The organism is Xanthomonas sp. NCPPB 1132, assembly GCF_056629235.1.
Window position 1 is genome coordinate 1,723,488 of record NZ_CM152819.1, and the last position, 17,731, is coordinate 1,741,218.

Here is a 17,731-nt window from a genome sequence, read left to right on the forward strand (position 1 = left end):
CCCATCACTTCGCCTCCGCCGGCTCGGCCGGCGCACCGGCCAGGGTCCCACCCAGGTCGCGCACCTGCAGTGCCGCACGCACCTGCTCCAGCGTGGCGCTGCTGTGCACGCGCACGGTCAGCGGCTCGCCCGGCAGCAGGTCGAAGGCGTTGTCGGACGGGGTCACGTCGAGATCGCCGAAGCTCAGCCACACCTGCGCCGCAAGCGTGGCGCTGCTCAGGGTCAGCGCGTAGCCGTCGCCATCGGCGCGCAGGTCGCTGCGGATGTCGGCCTGCGGCCACTGCAGGCGCTTGGCCGCGTCGAAGTACACCAGGGTGCGCGACAGCACGCGCTCGCCGTCGAGCAGCTCGAACACCGCCGCGCTGCGGCGCGGATCGGCGCGGCGCAGCAACTGCGCATCGCTGAAGCTGCCCACGCGCACGCTGGACAGCGGCGCCAGGGTCACCGGCTTCTCGGTCTTGCTCAGCACCTTGCCGGACAGGTCCATCACCCGCATGCGCCAGCGCGCGGCCAGCGGCGTGGTGCGGTCGGAGACCAGCGATACGGTGGTCTGGCCCTTGTCGTCGCGCAGTGCGGCGATCAGTTCCGGCGCGTAGAAGCGGCGCGCGTGGTACTGCAGCGCCTTCCAGCGGCCGAAGTAGTCCACGCTCGACCACGACGCACCGGGCCACACGTCGTTGAGCTGCCAGTACAGCGAGCCCATCGTCTGCGGCCGCGATGCGCGCAGGTGTTCGGCGGCCAGGGTGATGCCCTCGGCCTGCATGATCTGGCTCAAATAGACGAAGCTGGCGAAGTCCTTGGGTTCGCCGAACGCGCGGCGGATGTACAGCAGCAGGCGCTGGTTGCCGTTGCCCTTGTCGAACTTCTGGTGCGCGCGCATCACCGGCGATTCCGGCTTCAGGTCGCCGGGTTCGGCGAAGGCGCGGATCGTGCGCAGTTCAGGGAACGACTGCAGGCCGTATTCGGACATGAAGCGCGGGGTCACGTTGAGGTATTCGGTGACCGGCAGCGCCGGGCCGCCCCAGACCTTCCAGTAATGCATGTCGCCGTCGTCGGGCTGGTCGGCAGCGCCGTCGAAATCGGTACCCGGCGAGGTCGCCCAGTACGGGGTGTCGCTGTCGTACTTCTGCACCGCCTCGCGCAGCACCGTGCCGAACAGCGTGGTCATGCCGCGGACGATGCGCTCGCGCTCTTCCGGGTCGATCGACTGCTTGAACTTGACCCGGTCGCCCCAGTTCTCCCAGCCTGTCTGCACTTCGTTGTTGCCGCACCAGATGACGATGCTGGGATGGTCGCCCAGGCGCCGCACCTGCTCCTCGGCCTCGGCGCGGGTGTTCTCGCGGAAGGCGACGTCGTAGGGCGGGATGGCGCCGCCGAACATGAAGTCCTGCCAGATCATGATGCCCAGGCGGTCGGCGTCCTCGTAGAAGCTGTCCGGCTGGTAATGGCCGCCGCCCCACATGCGCAGCATGTTCATGTTGGCGTCGCGCGCGGACTGCAGGAAGCCGCGCATGCGCGCGGCGTCGACGCGGGTGGGGAAACTGTCGAACGGGATCAGGTTGGCGCCCTTGGCGAACACCGGGATGCCGTTGACCACCAGGGCGAAGCTCTTGCCCCATTGGTCCTTCTCGCGGCGCAGCTCGACGCTGCGCAGGCCGGTGACGCGCTGCGCCTCGAAGCGCTCGCCCGCGGCATCGTGCAGGTGCGCCTTGAACGTGTACAGGTCCTGGCGGCCATAGCCGGCCGGGAACCAGCGCTGCGGCTTGGCGATGCGCACCGGCACGGTCAGGGTGTTGGCACCCGGGTCGACGACCGCGCGCTGGCTGAACTGGCCGACGCGCTGGCCGTCGGGACCGAGCACGTCCAGGTCCAGCTGGACTTCGCCGCTGCGGCCGGCCTGCACCTGCAACTGCGCCAGCAATTGCGCCGCGTTGGCGTCGACGCGCTGCTGGGCGATGCGCAGGCCGTCCACGCGCAGCTCGTCCCAGGCCTCCAGGCGCACGCCCTGCCAGATGCCGGCGGTGACGATGCGCGGGCCCCAGTCCCAGCCGAAGTTGTAAGGCGCCTTGCGCACGTAGGTGGAGCTGTGCCGCGCCACCGGCTCGTCGCCGAACGCCGAATCGTAGGCGCCGGGCAGCGCGTACGGCTGCGTGGCCAGCCACGGCTGGATCTTCTTGATCGGCGAGGCGATGCGCACTTCCAGCACGTTGTCGCCGCGCTTGAGCAGCGGTTTGGCGTCGACCCGCCACTGCCGGAACATGTTGTCGGCGGCGAGCAGCTTCTTGCCGTTGAGGTAGACCTCGGCGAAGGTGTCCAGCCCGTCGAACACCAGTTCCAGGTGCGGGCGCGCCAGCAGGGCCGCGTCGACCTGGAACCGGGTCTGGTACTGCCAGTCGCTCAGGCCCGCCCACTGGATCTGCGCTTCGTTGTCGCGATAGAACGGATCGGGCACCACCCCGGCGGCGATCAGGTCGGTCTGCACCGTGCCCGGCACCTGCGCCGGCAGCCATTGCGCCGCCTTCGGATGCGCCTTGGCATTGGCGTCGCCAGGCGCCAGCCGCACCTGCCAGCCCTGTTGCAGCGACAGCGTCGTCGGCGCCGCCGCCTGGCCCAGCGCCGGCAAGGCCAGCGCCAGCAGCAACCCGAGGCGGGCAGGAAGGCGCGTGCGCGGCGCGGAACGGGGGCGGCGGGGCGGCTGGGTCATGCGAGGGTCTCCGTGGTCAGTGCGCGGCGGCGGGGGGCGCCTGCGCCGCGGTGTCGATCAGATGGACGGCGCCGATGGCGTAGTACGGCCCGGCGATGGGCGCGGTGGAGCGCAGGCACAGGTCATGCACGCCGCGCTGCTTGGGCAGTCGCGCTTCCAGCGCGAACTGGTCGCCCAGGGTCTTGCCGGCCGGCAACGGCAGCCGCGCCAGCAGCTTGCCCTTGCAGTCGCCCAGCCGCACTTCGAACTCGCCGCGCGCGCTGTGCGCCGGGTAGCGCTTGACCTTGGCCTGGTCGTGCGCCAGCCCGTAGTTGCGCGCCAGGCGGGCGGCGTCGATGCGGATGCGGTCGATGCCGTCCAGGCGCGCGTCGGCGTAGCGCCAGCAACTGGTGAACAGGTCGATGTTGAACACCGGCGTGTCCTGGTCGGCCAGGTCCGGCAGCAGCGGCACGCGCAGGCCCAGTTCGCCGCCTTCGCACGAGGCCAGGCCCTGGGTGTCGCGGCTGAGCAGGTTGGCGCGGTCGAGGATGCGGCTGCGCGGCGCGGCCAGCAGGCGGCCGTCGTCGGCGAAGGTGGCCGCGCGCACGGTCACCGGCAGGGTCACCGCGAACGGCGCGGTGTAGCGCGGCGAATCGGCCTTGGGCTCGCTGCCGTCGGTGGTGTAGCGGAAGCTGCCGAACTTGGCCTGGTTGCCCAGCACCACCGTGGCCTGGCCGCTGTCCAGCGCCGCGTTATTGCCGCCCTGCACAGCAATGTCCGGGGCGAAGGCGCCGTCGCCGTAGGCGATGCCCTGCAGGCGGTAGCGGTCCAGCTGCGCCGGCATGCGCTGCAGGAAGCCGTTCCAGTCGCGCGCGGCCATCGGCGACCAGCCGGCCTCGGCCACCGCGCTCAGCCGCGGGAACAGCGCATGGTCGATATGCCAGGTGGAGGGGATGTACTCGCTCCACAGTGCCGCCTGCACGCCGAGCACATGCTTGCTCTCTTCTGGGCTGAGCGCCGCCGGCACCGGGTCGAAGCCGTAGACCTTCTGCAGCGGCAGCGTCGCCAGACGGCCGTTGGGCTCGTCGTTGCGCGCGCTTTGCAGATTGTCCAGGTACATCCAGCCGGCCGGCGCCAGCACCACGTCGTGGCCCTGCTTGGCGGCGGCGACCGCGCCGTCCACGCCGCGCCAGGACATCACCGAGGCGCTGGCCGGCAGCCCGCCTTCCAGGATCTCGTCCCAGCCGATCAGGCGCCGCTGGTGCTGGGTCAGGTAGTCGGCCAGTTGCTGGTTGAACCAGCCCTGCAGCGCGTGCGCGTCCTTGATGCCGAGCTTGCGCATCTGCGCGCGCACCGCCGGCGAGCGTTCCCACTGGTCCTTGACCGCTTCGTCGCCGCCGATGTGGATGTACGGCGAGGGGAACAGCTGCAGCACTTCATCCAGCACGCCGCGGATGAAGGTCATGCTCTTGTCGTTGGTGTTGAACAGGTAGGGATTGACGCCCCAGTCCACCGACACCTTGGGCCGCTGCCGGGTCACCCCGACCAGTTCCGGATACGCAGCCACCGCCGCCTGCGCGTGCCCCGGCATGTCCAGCTCCGGCACGATGGTGATGTGGCGCTCGGCGGCGTAGGCCACCAGGTCGCGGATCTGGTCCTGGGTGTAGAAGCCGCCGTAGCGATCGGGCAGGCCGTGGCTGCCCGCGCCGGGCGGGGTGCGCCAGGCGCCGATCTCGGTGAGCTTGGGATAGCGCTTGATCTCGATGCGCCAGCCCTGGTCGTCGGTCAGGTGCAGGTGCAGCACGTTGAGCTTGTGCTGGGCCATGGCGTCGAGCAGGCGCTTGACCGTGTCCGGGCCATGGAAGTGCCGCGCCACGTCGAGCAGCACGCCGCGCCAGCCGAAGCGCGGCCAGTCGCGGATGTGCACCTGCGGCACGTCCACCTCGCCCTTGCCGGCATCGGGGGTCATCAACTGCCAGGCGCTGATCGCGCCATAGAACAGGCCGCGCTCCTCGCGCGCCTGGATCAGCATGGTGCGCGGGTCCACGTCCAGCGTGTAGCCCTCGGCCTGCGCGACCTCGGTATTGGGATTGAGCTGCAGGCGGATGCTGCCGTCGGCGGGGATGGTTTCCGCACGCACCTCCAGCGACAGGCCGCGGGTCTTGCTCAGCAATTGCGACAGTTGCTGCGCCACGCGCTGCGCGCCGGCGTCGTCGAGAGGCACCGACAGCACGGCGCCGGTGCCGATGGTCAGGGTGCCGCCGTCGCGCTCGGCCTTGGCTGGCGCCGGGATCAGCGGCAGCGGCGTCTTGTCGTCGTCGTCATCGTGTTTCGGGGCCGGCGGCGGCGCTGCGGCAGGCTTGGCCGCGGGCGCCGGTGCCGGCGGCGGAGCGCGGTCGCAGCCGCCGAGCAGGCTGCCACAGGCGAGCAGGGACAACCCCAGCCAGGCGTTGCGGGAGGCCGCCGCGATGCGCGCGGCGGCGGGCATCGGGCGGTGCGGCAATCGGGGGTGTGCACCCACTGCAGTCATCGGTCTACCTCAAGCGATCGAGATGCATATCGTAGAGGCTGCGGGGTAGCCTGAGGTGAGCGCGGCGCGTTCGCCGCGCGCCGCATGCCTCCTGTATCGCATCGCGATCGTGCGGCCGCTCAGCGCGCCGCGGTCGGCAGTTCGTCCCAGACCTTGGGATCTTCGGCGCCCAGCACCCAGCAGCTGAAGCCTTCCAGGCCGTACTGCTTGGTCAGCTCGTAGCGGGCGCGGAAGCTGCGCGCGTCCGGGCGGAACACCCATTCGCGCATGTCGTCGCGGTAGAAGTAGAACCACGATTCCTGCTCCACCGGGTCCCATTGCACGGTGGCGTTCTGCTCCACTGCCAGCGGGAACGACTCGTCGGCGTCGATGTAGTCGGCGGTGATGTTGGAGGCTTCGGTGCCGTCGGGCTTGACCGGATTGCCGGTGTACCAGCGGTAGCCGTAGGTGGCGATGCCCAGCGACAGCTTGTCCTTCGGCACCTGGGTCAGCGCGTAGTCCAGGTGCTTCTTCATCCACACCATGCCGTCGACCGGGCCGGGCGCGGTCCAGCGGGTGTGCTGGTCGTAGGTCATCAGGCTGATCAGGTCGGCCGAGGCGCTCAGTGCCTTGAGGTCGTAGGCGCCGCGCCAGTACTCCCACATCCACTTGGCGAAGGCGCCGCCTTCGGCATAGCCGGGCGCGTTCGGCACCACCGCCACCGACAGCTTGAAGCCGGCCTTGTGCAGCGCCTCGGCGGTCTGCTTGACCATCAGCGAGTAGGCGTCGCGGTCGGTCCAGGCGATGCTCTCGAAATCGAACTGGAAGCCGTAGTAGCCGTGCTTGCGGCCGTGGATCAGCAGCGCCTGGATCATGCGCTGCTTGGCGTCCTCGTCGTGCAGCAGCTTGTGGAAGCCCTCGCGGCCGGCGGTCATCGACAGGATCGGCATCACCCGCAGCTTGTGCTGCTTGGCGATCTCGTACAGGTACATGTTCGGGGTGCCGTTGACCAGGCCGCTCTGGTCCACGCCGTACCAGGTCGGCACCACCACGTCGATCTTGTCGACGTGCGCCAGGAACGAATTGGTCGATTTCTGCGTGTTCATCAGATAGAACAGCGCGGTCGGGTTCTTGGCCATGGCCGGCCCGCAGGCCAGGGCGAGGGCGAACAGCAGCCCTGCGAAACGCTTCATCATCGGGAGGGATCCGTTGGCGGAGTGGGGGAGGTCAGGTCGATGCGGAACACGTAGGCGTGGTCGCCCACCGGGTTGGCCGGCAGGCGCAGGTGCAGGCCGTCGGCGCGCTGCTCGAACGGCACCGGCTTACCGCTGGCGAGCAGGGTGACGCCGCGCACGCCATCGGCCGGTTTCAGCGAGCGGATCAGCGCCTGGCCATCGGCCGGCCAGCCCAGCTCGATCGCATACAGCGCGCCGTGGCCGGTAGTGAAGCGGAAATCCTCAGGCGTGTAGGGCTTGGTCTTGGTGTCCTGGAAGGTGCCGCCGACCACTTCGGTCGGGCCTTCGCCGTAGGTGCGCCACGGCGTGCTGTCGTAGATCGCCTCGCCGTTGGTCTTGAGCCACTTGCCGATCGACAGCAGGATCGCGCGTTCGGTGTCCGGGATCGAGCCGTCGGCGCGCGGGCCGATGTTGAGCATCAGGTTGCCGTTCTTGCTGACCACGTCCACCAGCATGTGGATGATGAAGGTCGGGGTCTTGTAGGTGTCGTTCTCGACATAGCCCCACGAGGCGTTGCTGACCGAGGTGTCGGTCTGCCAGTGCGTGGGATGGATGCCGGTGAGCTGGCCGCGCTCGATGTCCAGGGTGCCCGCACCCTCGGGGAAGGCGCCGAGCTTGTAGTTCACCACCACGCCGCCCTTGGCCGCGCCGTGGTTGTAGTAGTACGAGAGCATCGTCGGCAGCGTGCCGCGGAAGGTCGGGTGCGCGATCCACCAGTCGAAATAGATCAGGTCCGGGTCGTAGCGGTCGATCAGCTCGGTGTTGCGCGCCAGCCAGTCGTCCAGCCAGGCCTGCGACACGTGGGTCCAGTCGTTGGTGACGTCGGCGTCGTCCTTGCCCGGCAGGCGCACCTGCGCCGGGCCGTACAGGCCGGCGTAGCGCGGGTCGTTGACGTCCGAGTCGAACTGGCGGCCGCCGTCGAAGAACCAGTCGTGCTCGGCGCGGTGCGAGGACAGGCCGAAATGCAGGCCCTGCGCGCGGATCGCCTTGGACAGCTCGCCGATCACGTCGCGCCTGGGACCCATCTTCACCGCGGTCCAGTCCGACAGCTGCGAGTCGTACATCGCGAAGCCATCGTGGTGCTCGGCCACCGGCACCACGTAGCGGGCGCCGGCGTCGCGGAACAGCGTGGCCCAGGCCTGAGGATCGAACTTGGGCGCGGTGAACAGCGGGATCAGGTCCTTGTAGCCGAAGCGCGACTGCGGGCCGTAGGTCTCGCGGTGGTGCAGGTAATCCTTGCTGCCCTGCTGGTACATGTTGCGCGAGTACCACTCGTTGCCGAAGGCCGGCACCGAGAACACGCCCCAGTGGATGAAGATGCCGAACTTGGCGTTGTCGTACCAGGACGGCGAGCGGTACTGCTTGAGCGAGGTCCAGTCGGGTCGGAACGGACCGCCGCGCGCGCCGTCGTTGGCTTCGCGCACCAGTCGCGCGCGTTCGGGCGCGTACTTGGCGGTGGCCTGCAGCCACTGCTGGTCGATCTGTTCCGGACTGAGGGTGGTGGCGGTGGGCGCGGTCGGCGACGGCGCATCCGCGGCGCCGGCGGGCAGGGCCGTCAGCGCGAGCATGAGGGCCAGCGCGCTGGCCAGGGTCTGGCGTGCGGCTCCGGCGTGGCGGGATCGGTCCGCACGGGGGCGGGTCTCGGTCGTCATGGAACGGCACTCCTTTGTTGCAGGGAACGATGCCGGCGCCGCCGCGCCGGACACGAAAAAGCGCGCCACCGTGGAGGGACGGTGGCGCGCCGGTGCTACATCAGAACTTGAAGTTCAGCTGCGCCTGGTAGCCGCGGCCGTTCTTGTACATGCCGATCGGCGCGTACTTGACCTCGTTGTACCAGTAGTAGGTCGAGTCGAGCAGGTTGGTCGCGCTGAAGCTCACGCTCATCCAGTCGTTGACCTCGTACGAGGCGGTCAGGTCCAGCTGCTTGTACTCGTCGGTGAACACCTGCGAGTTCAGGCGGCCGACCTGGGTGAAGTACTTGGAGCGGTAGCTGTAGTTCAGGCGCACCATCCACGGACCGTTTTCCCAGTAGGGGATCACGTTGTAGGTGTTCTTCGACAGGTACGGCAGGTTCAGGCCGGTGCTGGCGTCGGCGGTGGCGTAGGTGTAGTTCGCCTGCAGACCGAAGCCGTAGCCGTAGGCCTGCTGGTAGTTCAGCGAGGCGCCCTTGACCTTGGCATCGGAGGCGTTGACTGGCGAGCTGATCTGGTAGATGCCGCTCACCCCGTTGATCGGATCGGTCAACTGCTGCGCGGTGGTAACGGTCACGATGTAGGAGCTGATGTCCCGATAAAACACTTCACCGGACAGCATGCTGGACGGAGCAAAATACCATTCCGCGGCCAGATCGTAGTTGGTCGACTGGTAGGGCTTCAGGTCCGGGTTGCCGCCGCTGCCGGTCAGGTTGCACGACGTATTGCCGTTACAGGTCGTGCCATCGCTGCTGGTGCTGTTGAGCGAAACAGATCCTGCAAGATCCTGGTAGCGAGGACGTGCGATCACTTTCGCTGCAGAGAAGCGCAGAACCTTGTTGTCATCCAGGTCGTACGCGATATTGAAGCTCGGCAACGGCTTGTAGTACTGCTTGGTCGAGGTCACCGGGGTGTAGGTGCCGCCATTGGAACTGAGCCAGTACTGCGACTTGTCCTTGGTGTCCACATAGCGCACGCCCAAGTTGCCGCGCCACTTGCCGGACTCGAAGTTCATCTGCGCATAGAGATCACTGGTGATCTCCTTGACATCGAACATCTGGCCGTACTTGCTCTCCAAGGCCCCCTGCGGAAGAGATTTCAGATAGGACAGCACCGAGTTGAGGTTGGCGGTCGGCCAGTTGACAAGGTCCGAACTGGCGTGGAGTCCGTCGTACAGACCGCTCGGAGTGGTGCCCGGGTTGAATGACGTCAGCAGAATGTCCTGGTTCGCATAGATCGCATTGCCGCGCGAATCCTGGCCGTTTTCGTGGTTGATGTACTTGTAGCCGACCTGCAGCTTGTTCAGCGGGCCCCAATCCAGATCGCGCGCTGCATCGAACTGGAAGTACTTCTCCTTGTCCTTGGTGGTGGTGTATTCGATACCACCGGCTTGCTGACCCGACTTCAGGCCCCAGTTGCTAGCGCTGTTGTTGTCGTAGGTAACGCCAGTGTTGGTGCCGTCATAGTTGAAGTTGTAGCCGCCATCCTGCAGCAGGAACTTCATCAGGTACTCGGGGTTCTTGCCGCCGGTGGCCTCGGTGGTGCCGGCCTGGGTGGTGAACACCCACTTGTCGCCATAGAAGTCGTGGCGCAGGTTCAGGCTCTTGGTGGTGACGGTGCTTTCGCGGTAGTTGGTGTCCAGCTGCGCATACGGCTGCTTGCCGTTGCCGGCGCCGTCGGTGACCGTGGCCTGGGTGATGTAGCCGTTCTGCACCGTGGCGCTGGTGATCTTGTCCTGGTCGCCGCAGCCCGGGCAGACGTAGCGCGATTCGCTGAAGTTGTTGTACTTGCCCTTGATGTAGATGCCGGTCAGGTTGAACTCGTTCTGATCGTTCGGCTTCCACTGCAGCGCGCCCTGCAGGCCGTTGCGCTCGCGGGTCTGCTGGAAGAAGGCGCTGTTGATGCCCACCGGGATCTTGGCGGTCGCGACGTTACCACCGTCGCCGGAGATATTGGCGGTCGGCGAGATGCCCGAGCCGGTGTTGTAGCCGAAGAACTCGATGCCGGCGCGCGACAGGTCCTGCTTGTCGTGGGTGGCGGAGATCAACGCACCGAAGGTCTCGTCGTCGTTCTTCCAGCTCCACAGCGCCGAGCCGCGCGGATTGCCTTCTTCCGAACGGTCGTTGTAGTTGTAGCCGATCGAGCCGCGGATGGTGTTCTTCGGCAGGTCCAGCGGCTTGCGGGTGTGCACGATCACGGTGCCGCCGATCGAGCCTTCGTCGATGCGCGCTTCCGGAGTCTTGTAGACCTCCATCAGGCCGATGATTTCCGGCGACAGCAGGGTGTAGTTGAAGGTGCGGCCGCTGGTGTCGGTCGGGTTGCCGCCCCAGTCGCCCGAGGCGATGGTCTGGCCATTGAGCAGCACGCGGTTCAGCGCCGGGTCGGTGCCGTTGATGCTGACCTTCTCGCCTTCGCCGAACTGGCGGTCCACGCTGATGCCCGGCAGGTGCGCCAGCGACTCGGCGGCGTTGGTGTCCGGGAACTTGCCGATGTCCTCGGCGCTGATCGCATCGACGATGGAGTTGGCCGAGCGCTTCACCGACTGGCTCTTCTCCAGCGAGGCGCGGTAGCCGGTGACGGTGATGGCATCCAGCTGCTGGACGTTCTTGGAATCCGCGCTGGCGGAAGCGGGCGCTTCCTGCGCGGCGGCGTTACCGGACAGGTACAGCGCGGCCATGATGCTGATGGCTAGGGTAGTGGTGCGGCTATTCATTGGCTAAACCTCTGGGTGAGTACTTGGGCATGAGGTGCCAACCGATGTTCCGGTGTGCTGGCCGCTGCCCGGCCTTGTGGATGGCGCCGCGCCTGGTGGCGCTGCGCGGATCGCATCTCGATGCGCGTCGTCCGGTCGCTGACGCGGAAGTTAGCCAACCGGCGGCATCGAGGGCGCCGGTCCTTCCTGTGTTCCTGCAGGTAACAACCAAGTCCAGCAATACAGCAGTGCACCTTGTGGCCTGATCCGCACGCCGCTGCGTTCGGGCCCGGCTTGGGGCGTGGTCTCGTCGGTTCGGGGGTGCCGGTCGCAGCGTCAGCGTGCGTCCTGCCACTTGGCGCGGGAGGAGCGGCAATGCGTCGCTGTTTCTGAATCCCCTGAACGTGGCATGTCTTGAAGTTGTAAAACTTGTGTGAGCCGAGTCTGTCGTAGCGCTGACAGCGTTGTCAACACCCGTTTCACACACTTTTGACGATTGCAGTCAAGCCTTGCCTGGACATCTTTCCGGAGCCTTTCCGGTCCCGCCGCAGGCCCGCGCTAGGTGCTTGTCTACAAAAGAAAACATGGTGGAGACGGGTGGCGGCGTCGGCATGGTGGCCGGGAGGCCCCGGTGCGGCAGGCGCTGCCGGCGTGACAGGCGTGCGGCAAAAATTTGTGCGATGCGGCGAAATTTTGCGACGGGTGTTCACCAATGCAACGCGCCCTCGTGATCGACTCTCTGCTCCGGCAGGCGACCCGCTCATAACGTCGGGGTGGTGAAGCCAAAACGACAAACCGATGAAATTCATCTTGACAACGTTGTCAAGGTGGTCCGACACTCGATCGATCAATCTGCCGAATCGGCGTGCGCCTGCTCTGGCGCAACGGGAGAAGATGTGTCCGCAAGCAGTTCATCAGTGGCAGCGGCCGTGCCGCGCGCCGAGCCCTTCATTGCTGCCGATGTCGGCGGAACCCATGTCCGGATCGGCCTGGTCGCGCGCGTTGCCGATGTCGGCCCGGCGCCGTCGGTCGACGTGCTGGACTATCGCAAGTATCGCTGCGCCGACTACCCCGGCCTGGCTGAGATCATTGGCGAATTCCTCGAGCAGGTGCAGGGGCCGAAGCCGACCCGCGGGGTGATCGCCAGCGCCGGTTACGCGCTCGAGGATGGCCGCGTCATCACCACCAATCTGCCGTGGACGCTGTCGCCGCCGGAGATTCGCGAGCGCCTGGGCCTGAAGGCGCTGCATCTGGTCAACGATTTCGAAGCGGTGGCGTATGCCGCCGCGTCGATGGACGCCAGCGAAGTGCTGCATCTGACCGGGCCGCGCAAGGCGCAGCGCGGGCCGGCACTGGTGATCGGTCCCGGCACCGGCCTGGGTGCGGCGGTGTGGATTCCGACCCATGGCGGCGCGGTGGTGCTGGCGACCGAGGCCGGCCATGCCGCGTTGCCGGTCGGCAACGATCTGGAACTGGCGCTGGCGCAGCGCCTGTTGCGCGACCGTCCATATGTGCCGATGGAACATTTCCTGTCCGGCCCGGGGCTGCTCAATCTCTATCGCGCGTTGTGCGACCTGCGTGGCGCCACGCCCGCGCTTGCTGCACCGAGCGACATCACCGCGGCCGCGCTGGCCGGCGGCGACCCGCTGGCGCACGAGGCGCTGTCCGCCTTCTGCGGCCTGCTCGGCAGCGTGATTGGCGACATGGCATTGCTGTACGGCGTGCAGGGCGGCGTCTACCTGGCCGGCGGCTTCCTGCCGCAGATCGGCGCGTTCCTGTCCGCCAGCAGTTTCGTCGAGCGCTACTTGAACAAGGGCGCGATGCGTCCGGCGCTGGAGCAGATCCCGGTGAAGCTGGTCGAACACGGCCAGCTCGGGGTGATCGGCGCGGCGAACTGGTTCCTGCAGCAGCGCCACTGAGCGGCCCGGCGCGGCGATGGCCGCGCCGATGGGCGGCGCGCCTGGCGTGCCGAGCGCGTCGACACATATATATGTCTATGCCATCAGCGCCTGCGTGGTGACGCCGCTGTCTGCAGCGTCATCGCGTGCGCGAACTCACAGGTCGCCGTGATGCGCCTGCAGCGCCGCGATCGCGGCCAGGCCGGCGGTTTCGGTACGCAGGATGCGCGGCCCCAGGCGCAGGCCGACGAAGCCGGCCGCCTCCAGCGTGGCGCGGTCGCGCGGCGACCAGCCGCCTTCCGGGCCGATCGCGATCGTCGCCGCATCGCCGCCGATGGCCAGCGAACGCAGGCGCTGTTCGCCCTGCGGGTCGAGGATCAGCCGGCAGGGGCTGTCCGCCGCGGCGCGTGCCGCATCGGCCAGCGCCAGCGGCGCGCTCAGTTGCGGCACGCGCGCGCGACCGGACTGTTCGCAGGCCGCGATCACCACGCTGCGCCAATGCGCCACGCGTTTGTCCACCCGCGCCGCATCCAGCTTCACTTCGGTGCGCTCGGCCCACACCGGGACGATCGCGGCGACGCCGAGTTCGGTGGCCTTCTGCAGGATCAGGTCCATCTTCTCGCCGCGCGCCACGCCCTGCAGCAGGGTGATCGCCAGCGGCGATTCGTTGTCGGCCGGCCGCGCCGCACCGATGCGCACGCTGGCGTTGCGCTTGCCGGCCTGCAGCAGTTCGGCGTCGTAGTCGCAGCCGTCGCCGTTGAACAGCACGCACGGGTCGCCTTCGCGCAGCCGCAGCACGCGCAGCAGGTGGTTGGCCACATCGTCCGGTAGCGCCACTTCGGCACCGGCATGCAGCGGCAGCTCCACGTGGCAGCGGGTCAGGCGCATGCCACGGCCTCGTCGATCGCCGCCAGCGTGGTCTCGGCCAGCAGCGCCAGTTGTGCGGCGTCCACGCAGTACGGCGGCATCCAGTACAGCACGTCGCCCAGCGGACGCAGCACCACCCCGCGTTGCAGCGCGGCACGATAGGCATGCAGGCCGACGCGCGCGGACGCAGGGAAGGGCGTGCGCTTGTCGCCGTTGCGGGTCAGTTCGAACGCGACCACCATGCCGGCCTGGCGCACATCGGCCACGTGGGCATGCTCGGCGAACGGCGCCGACAGCGCGCGCATGGTTTCGGCGTTGCTGCGGTTGCGCGCGATCACGTCGTCCTCCTGCAGGATCCGCAGCGACGCCAGCGCCGCCGCGCAGGCCAGCGGGTTGCCGGTGTAGCTGTGCGAATGCAGGAAGGCGCGCTCGCGGCTGTCGTCGAGGAAGGCGTCGTACAGATGCTGGGTGGCCAAGACCGCCGACAGCGGCAGGAAGCCGCCGGTCAGGCCCTTGGACAGGCACAGCAGGTCCGGCATCACCCCGGCCTGCTCGCAGGCGAACAGGGTGCCGGTGCGGCCGAACCCGGTGGCGATCTCGTCGGCGATCAGGAACGCGCCGTTGGCGTCGCACAGTTCTCGCGCCCGGCGCAGATAGGCCGGATCGTGCATGCGCATGCCGCCGGCGCATTGCAGGCGCGGCTCCAGGATCACCGCGCAGATCTCGCCGGGATGGCGGTCGAACAGGTCGGCCAGCGCATCGGCGGCGGCATCGGCGCGTTCGCGTGCGCTCTGTCCCGGCTCGGCCTGGTAGGCGTCGGGCGAGGGTGCGAACAGCGCCTCGGCCAGCAGCGGCGCGTACACCCGTCGATACAGCGGAATGTCGCCGACCGCCAGCGCGCCGATGGTCTCGCCGTGGTAGCCGTTCTCCAGCGCGACGAAACGGGTGCGCCCGGGTTCACCGCGGTTCTGGAAATAATGGAAGGCCATCTTCAGCGCCACTTCCACGCCGGCCGATCCGTTGTCGGCATAGAACACCTTGGCCAGCGGCGCGCGGCCGTCCTGGCGCGGCGCCAGCGCCAGCAACTGCTCGGCCAGCAGCACCGCCGGTTCGTGGCTGAAGCCGGCCAGCATCACCTGCTCCAGTTGCGTGGCCTGGGCGGCGATGGCCGCGGCGATGCGCGGTTCGCCGTGGCCGAACAGGTTGGTCCACCAACTGCTCACCGCATCCAGATAGCGGCGGCCGCCGTGGTCGATCAGCCAGGCGCCTTCGCCGCGCGCGATCGGGACCAGGGGCAGGGTGTCGGGGTGCTCGCGCATCTGCGTGCACGGGTGCCAGAGCACGGCGAGGTCGCGCTGGCGCCACGCCTCGGCCATCTGTGCTGCGGTCAGGTCTGATAGCATTTCGCGCTCATGAACAGGTTCTTCGCTCCGCGCATTCTATCGACCGACGCCGCCCGGCGCCGCAGGGTGCCGGCGTGACCCGTCCGTTGCCGATCATCCACGCCGTGCGCGAGCGCAGCGAATCGGCCGCCGAGCGCCGGGTCGAGGAACTGGACCTGGAGTTCAGCAACGGCGAACGTCGCGTGTTCCATCGGCTCAAGGCCCCCGGCCACGGCGCGGTGGTGGTGGTGCCGATGCTGGATGCGCAGACCGTGCTGCTGGTGCGCGAATACGCCGCCGGCGTGCACCGCTACGAGCTGGGCCTGGTCAAGGGCCGCATCGATGCCGGCGAGACCCCGCTGCAGGCGGCCGACCGCGAACTCAAGGAAGAGGCCGGTTACGGCGCGCGGCAATTGCGCGTGCTGCGCGCGATGACCCTGGCGCCGACCTACATGAGCCACCAGTCGTGGCTGGTGCTGGCGCAAGATCTCTATCCCGAACGACTAGCCGGCGACGAGCCGGAGGAATTGGAAGTGGTGCCCTGGAAACTGGCTGAACTGGATCAACTGATGTTGCGTGAAGATTTTTCCGAGGGGCGTTCGCTGGCGGCGCTGTTCATTGCCCGCGAGTGGCTGGGTCGCGCCGAATGATCCGTCTCACCAGTGATTTGCGCGAAACCGTGATCGCCATCGCCATCGATGCCGCCGCGGCGATCATGTCCGTCTACGCCACCGGCTTCGAGGTGGAGCACAAGGCCGATACCAGCCCGTTGACCCAGGCCGACCTGGCGGCGCACCAGATCATCGTCGAGGGCCTGGAACGGCTGACCCCGGACCTGCCGGTGCTGTCCGAGGAATCGGCGCAGATTCCGTGGGAGGTGCGCGAGCACTGGACCACCTATTGGCTGGTCGACCCGCTCGACGGCACCCGCGAGTTCGTCAAGCGCAACGGCGAATTCAGCGTCAACATCGCGCTGATCCACCAGGGCGCGCCGGTGTTCGGCGTGGTCCAGGCGCCGGTGGACGGCCGCGTCTGGCATGCGGTGCGTGGCGAGCAGGCGTACCGCCGCGAAGGCTTTCGCGATACCGCGTTGAACACCCGGCGCCCGGCCACCGCGCCGTTGCGGGTGGCGGCGAGCCGCTCGCACCGCGATGCGCGCACCGACGCGCTGCTGCAACGCATGGGCGAGATCGAACTGGTCGCGCAGGGTTCGTCGCTGAAGTTCTGCCGCATCGCCGACGGCGACCTGGACGTCTACCCGCGCTTCGGCCCAACCTCCGAGTGGGACACCGCCGCCGGGCAGTGCGTGCTGCAGGCCGCCGGCGGCGCGCTGCTGGCCGCCGCGACCGGCAAGCCGTTCCGCTACAACCGCCGCGAATCGCTGCTCAACGGCGACTTCGTGGCGCTGGGCGATCCGGCGCTGCCCTGGCGCGACTGGCTGGGCTGAGCCGCACCGCGAGCGCGCGCCGCGCGACGCGCGCTCTGCCACACTAGGCGGTGGCGGCAGCGGTGCCGTCGCACCGGAACCCGCCCGTGACTCCCACTCGCTACGATCTTCCCGCCCTGCTCGACATCATGGCGCGCCTGCGCGATCCCGCGCAGGGGTGTCCCTGGGACCTGAAGCAGGATTTCGCCAGCATCGCCGCGTACACGATCGAAGAGGCCTACGAAGTGGCCGATGCGATCGACCGCCAGGACCTGGCCGGGTTGAAGGACGAGCTCGGCGATCTGTTGCTGCAGGTGGTGTTCCATGCGCAGATGGCGCGCGAGCAGGGCGCGTTCGGCTTCGACGACGTGGTCGCGGCGATCTGCGACAAGATGGTGCGCCGCCATCCGCACGTGTTCGGCGACAGCCAGGTGGCCGATGCCGAGCAGCAGACGCTGAAGTGGGAAGAGATCAAGCGCGCCGAGCGTGCCGCCGCCGGCGAGCGCGATGCCTCGGCGCTGGCCGGCATCGCGCGCGGGCTGCCCGAATGGCAGCGCGCGCTGAAGCTGCAGTCGCGCGCGGCGCGGGTCGGCTTCGACTGGCCCGGCCCCGCGCCGGTGCTGGACAAGGTGCAGGAAGAGCTGGAGGAAGTGCGCGCGGAACTGGCGCATGGCGCCGCCGTCGATCCGGCACGGCTGCAGGACGAGATCGGCGACCTGCTGTTCGTCTGCGCCAACCTGGCGCGGCATGCCAAGGTCGATGTCGGTGCGGCGCTGCGCCACGCCAACCTCAAGTTCGAGCGTCGCTTCCGCGCGATGGAACGGCTGGCGCAGCAGGACGGCGGCGCGCTCGACGGCCTGTCGCTGGCGCAGCAGGAGGCGTACTGGCAGCGCGCCAAGGACGAAGAGCGCGCCGCGGCCGGATGAAGACCCTGCTGCTGTTCGTGCTGACCGCCATCGCGGAAATCGTCGGCTGCTACCTGCCTTATCTCTGGCTGCGCGAACAGCGCAGCGCCTGGCTGCTGCTGCCCGCCGCGGGCAGCCTGGCGGCCTTCGTCTGGCTGCTGACCCTGCATCCCGCCGCCAGCGGCCGCGTCTACGCGGCCTACGGCGGCGTCTATGTCGCCGTCGCGTTGCTGTGGCTGTGGACGGTGCAGGACATGCGTCCCACGCGCTGGGATCTGCTCGGCGCCGGCCTGTGCCTGGCCGGCATGGCGGTGATCATGTTCGCGCCGCGGCAGAGCTGATGCCGCTCCCACATGCGCTTGCGGCGACCTCGGCAAGTGCACTGTGGGAGGGACTTCAGTCCCGACGCATTGCATCATCAGAGCCGCGCCACGTTGCGCGTC

Annotated in this window: 12 protein-coding genes; 5 read left to right on the plus strand and 7 right to left on the minus strand. The window is 68.3% G+C overall.

Annotated elements, in window-relative coordinates:
- Positions 1–4: 4 nt before the first annotated feature.
- The 5 genes from AC1G9L_RS07270 to AC1G9L_RS07290 all read right to left on the minus strand — a co-directional run bounded on the left by AC1G9L_RS07270 (position 5) and on the right by AC1G9L_RS07290 (position 10,831).
- Positions 5–2,704 (minus strand): beta-mannosidase, encoded by a 2,700-nt coding sequence (locus tag AC1G9L_RS07270; RefSeq protein ID WP_481070584.1) that lies wholly within the window; start codon positions 2,702–2,704, stop codon positions 5–7.
- Between the two features lie 16 nt (positions 2,705–2,720).
- A complete protein-coding gene (locus AC1G9L_RS07275; protein WP_481070585.1) occupies positions 2,721–5,213 on the minus strand; it encodes a beta-N-acetylhexosaminidase in 2,493 nt (830 codons plus the stop codon).
- A 119-nt stretch (positions 5,214–5,332) separates the two neighbouring features.
- Positions 5,333–6,385 carry a glycosyl hydrolase family 18 protein gene (locus tag AC1G9L_RS07280; RefSeq protein ID WP_019800838.1) on the minus strand — a complete coding sequence of 351 codons (1,053 nt, stop codon included), beginning with the start codon at positions 6,383–6,385 and terminating at the stop codon, positions 5,333–5,335.
- The gene (locus tag AC1G9L_RS07285) at positions 6,385–8,079 is read right to left on the minus strand and encodes an alpha-L-fucosidase (RefSeq protein WP_019800837.1); all 1,695 of its coding nucleotides are present in this window, start codon (positions 8,077–8,079) and stop codon (positions 6,385–6,387) included. Before AC1G9L_RS07285 ends, AC1G9L_RS07280 begins: the two co-directional genes overlap by 1 nt.
- Before the next feature lie 100 nt (positions 8,080–8,179).
- A complete protein-coding gene (locus AC1G9L_RS07290; protein WP_019800836.1) occupies positions 8,180–10,831 on the minus strand; it encodes a TonB-dependent receptor in 2,652 nt (883 codons plus the stop codon).
- 875 nt (positions 10,832–11,706) lie between these two features.
- Between AC1G9L_RS07290 and AC1G9L_RS07295 the strand changes: the two genes are divergently transcribed.
- The gene (locus tag AC1G9L_RS07295) at positions 11,707–12,729 is read left to right on the plus strand and encodes a glucokinase family protein (RefSeq protein ID WP_481071049.1); all 1,023 of its coding nucleotides are present in this window, start codon (positions 11,707–11,709) and stop codon (positions 12,727–12,729) included.
- Between the two features lie 135 nt (positions 12,730–12,864).
- Here the strand turns inward: AC1G9L_RS07295 and AC1G9L_RS07300 are convergent, their stop codons facing one another.
- A complete protein-coding gene (locus AC1G9L_RS07300) occupies positions 12,865–13,596 on the minus strand; it encodes a 16S rRNA (uracil(1498)-N(3))-methyltransferase (RefSeq protein ID WP_371181448.1) in 732 nt (243 codons plus the stop codon).
- Positions 13,587–14,978, minus strand: coding sequence for an adenosylmethionine--8-amino-7-oxononanoate transaminase (gene bioA, locus AC1G9L_RS07305; protein WP_481070586.1), 1,392 nt, complete (start codon positions 14,976–14,978; stop codon positions 13,587–13,589). The genes AC1G9L_RS07300 and bioA overlap by 10 nt, the downstream gene beginning before the upstream one ends.
- A gap of 74 nt (positions 14,979–15,052) precedes the next feature.
- On the opposite strand from bioA, the gene nudE reads away from it, so the two are divergent.
- From nudE to AC1G9L_RS07325, 4 genes are all read left to right on the plus strand, one after another.
- Positions 15,053–15,607: an ADP compounds hydrolase NudE gene (nudE, locus tag AC1G9L_RS07310; protein WP_481070587.1), complete on the plus strand. Its 555-nt coding sequence runs from the start codon at positions 15,053–15,055 to the stop codon at positions 15,605–15,607.
- The gene (gene cysQ / locus AC1G9L_RS07315) at positions 15,604–16,404 is read left to right on the plus strand and encodes a 3'(2'),5'-bisphosphate nucleotidase CysQ (RefSeq protein WP_010343192.1); all 801 of its coding nucleotides are present in this window, start codon (positions 15,604–15,606) and stop codon (positions 16,402–16,404) included. The genes nudE and cysQ overlap by 4 nt, the downstream gene beginning before the upstream one ends.
- A 128-nt stretch (positions 16,405–16,532) precedes the next feature.
- Positions 16,533–17,309: a nucleoside triphosphate pyrophosphohydrolase gene (gene mazG / locus AC1G9L_RS07320; protein ID WP_481071051.1), complete on the plus strand. Its 777-nt coding sequence runs from the start codon at positions 16,533–16,535 to the stop codon at positions 17,307–17,309.
- Positions 17,306–17,629: a YnfA family protein gene (locus AC1G9L_RS07325; protein WP_019800277.1), complete on the plus strand. Its 324-nt coding sequence runs from the start codon at positions 17,306–17,308 to the stop codon at positions 17,627–17,629. Before mazG ends, AC1G9L_RS07325 begins: the two co-directional genes overlap by 4 nt.
- Positions 17,630–17,731 lie beyond the last annotated feature (102 nt).

Bases quoted from the DNA above. Each gene is read 5' to 3' on its own strand.
- AC1G9L_RS07270 (WP_481070584.1), bottom strand. From the start codon at position 2,704: ATGACCCAGCCGCCCCGCCGCCCCCGTTCCGCGCCGCGCACGCGCCTT.
- AC1G9L_RS07275 (WP_481070585.1), bottom strand. From the start codon at position 5,213: ATGACTGCAGTGGGTGCACACCCCCGATTGCCGCACCGCCCGATGCCC.
- AC1G9L_RS07280 (WP_019800838.1), bottom strand. From the start codon at position 6,385: ATGAAGCGTTTCGCAGGGCTGCTGTTCGCCCTCGCCCTGGCCTGCGGG.
- AC1G9L_RS07285 (WP_019800837.1), bottom strand. From the start codon at position 8,079: ATGACGACCGAGACCCGCCCCCGTGCGGACCGATCCCGCCACGCCGGA.
- AC1G9L_RS07290 (WP_019800836.1), bottom strand. From the start codon at position 10,831: ATGAATAGCCGCACCACTACCCTAGCCATCAGCATCATGGCCGCGCTG.
- AC1G9L_RS07300 (WP_371181448.1), bottom strand. From the start codon at position 13,596: ATGCGCCTGACCCGCTGCCACGTGGAGCTGCCGCTGCATGCCGGTGCC.
- bioA (WP_481070586.1), bottom strand. From the start codon at position 14,978: ATGCTATCAGACCTGACCGCAGCACAGATGGCCGAGGCGTGGCGCCAG.
- cysQ (WP_010343192.1), top strand. From the start codon at position 15,604: ATGATCCGTCTCACCAGTGATTTGCGCGAAACCGTGATCGCCATCGCC.
- mazG (WP_481071051.1), top strand. From the start codon at position 16,533: ATGGCGCGCCTGCGCGATCCCGCGCAGGGGTGTCCCTGGGACCTGAAG.
- AC1G9L_RS07325 (WP_019800277.1), top strand. From the start codon at position 17,306: ATGAAGACCCTGCTGCTGTTCGTGCTGACCGCCATCGCGGAAATCGTC.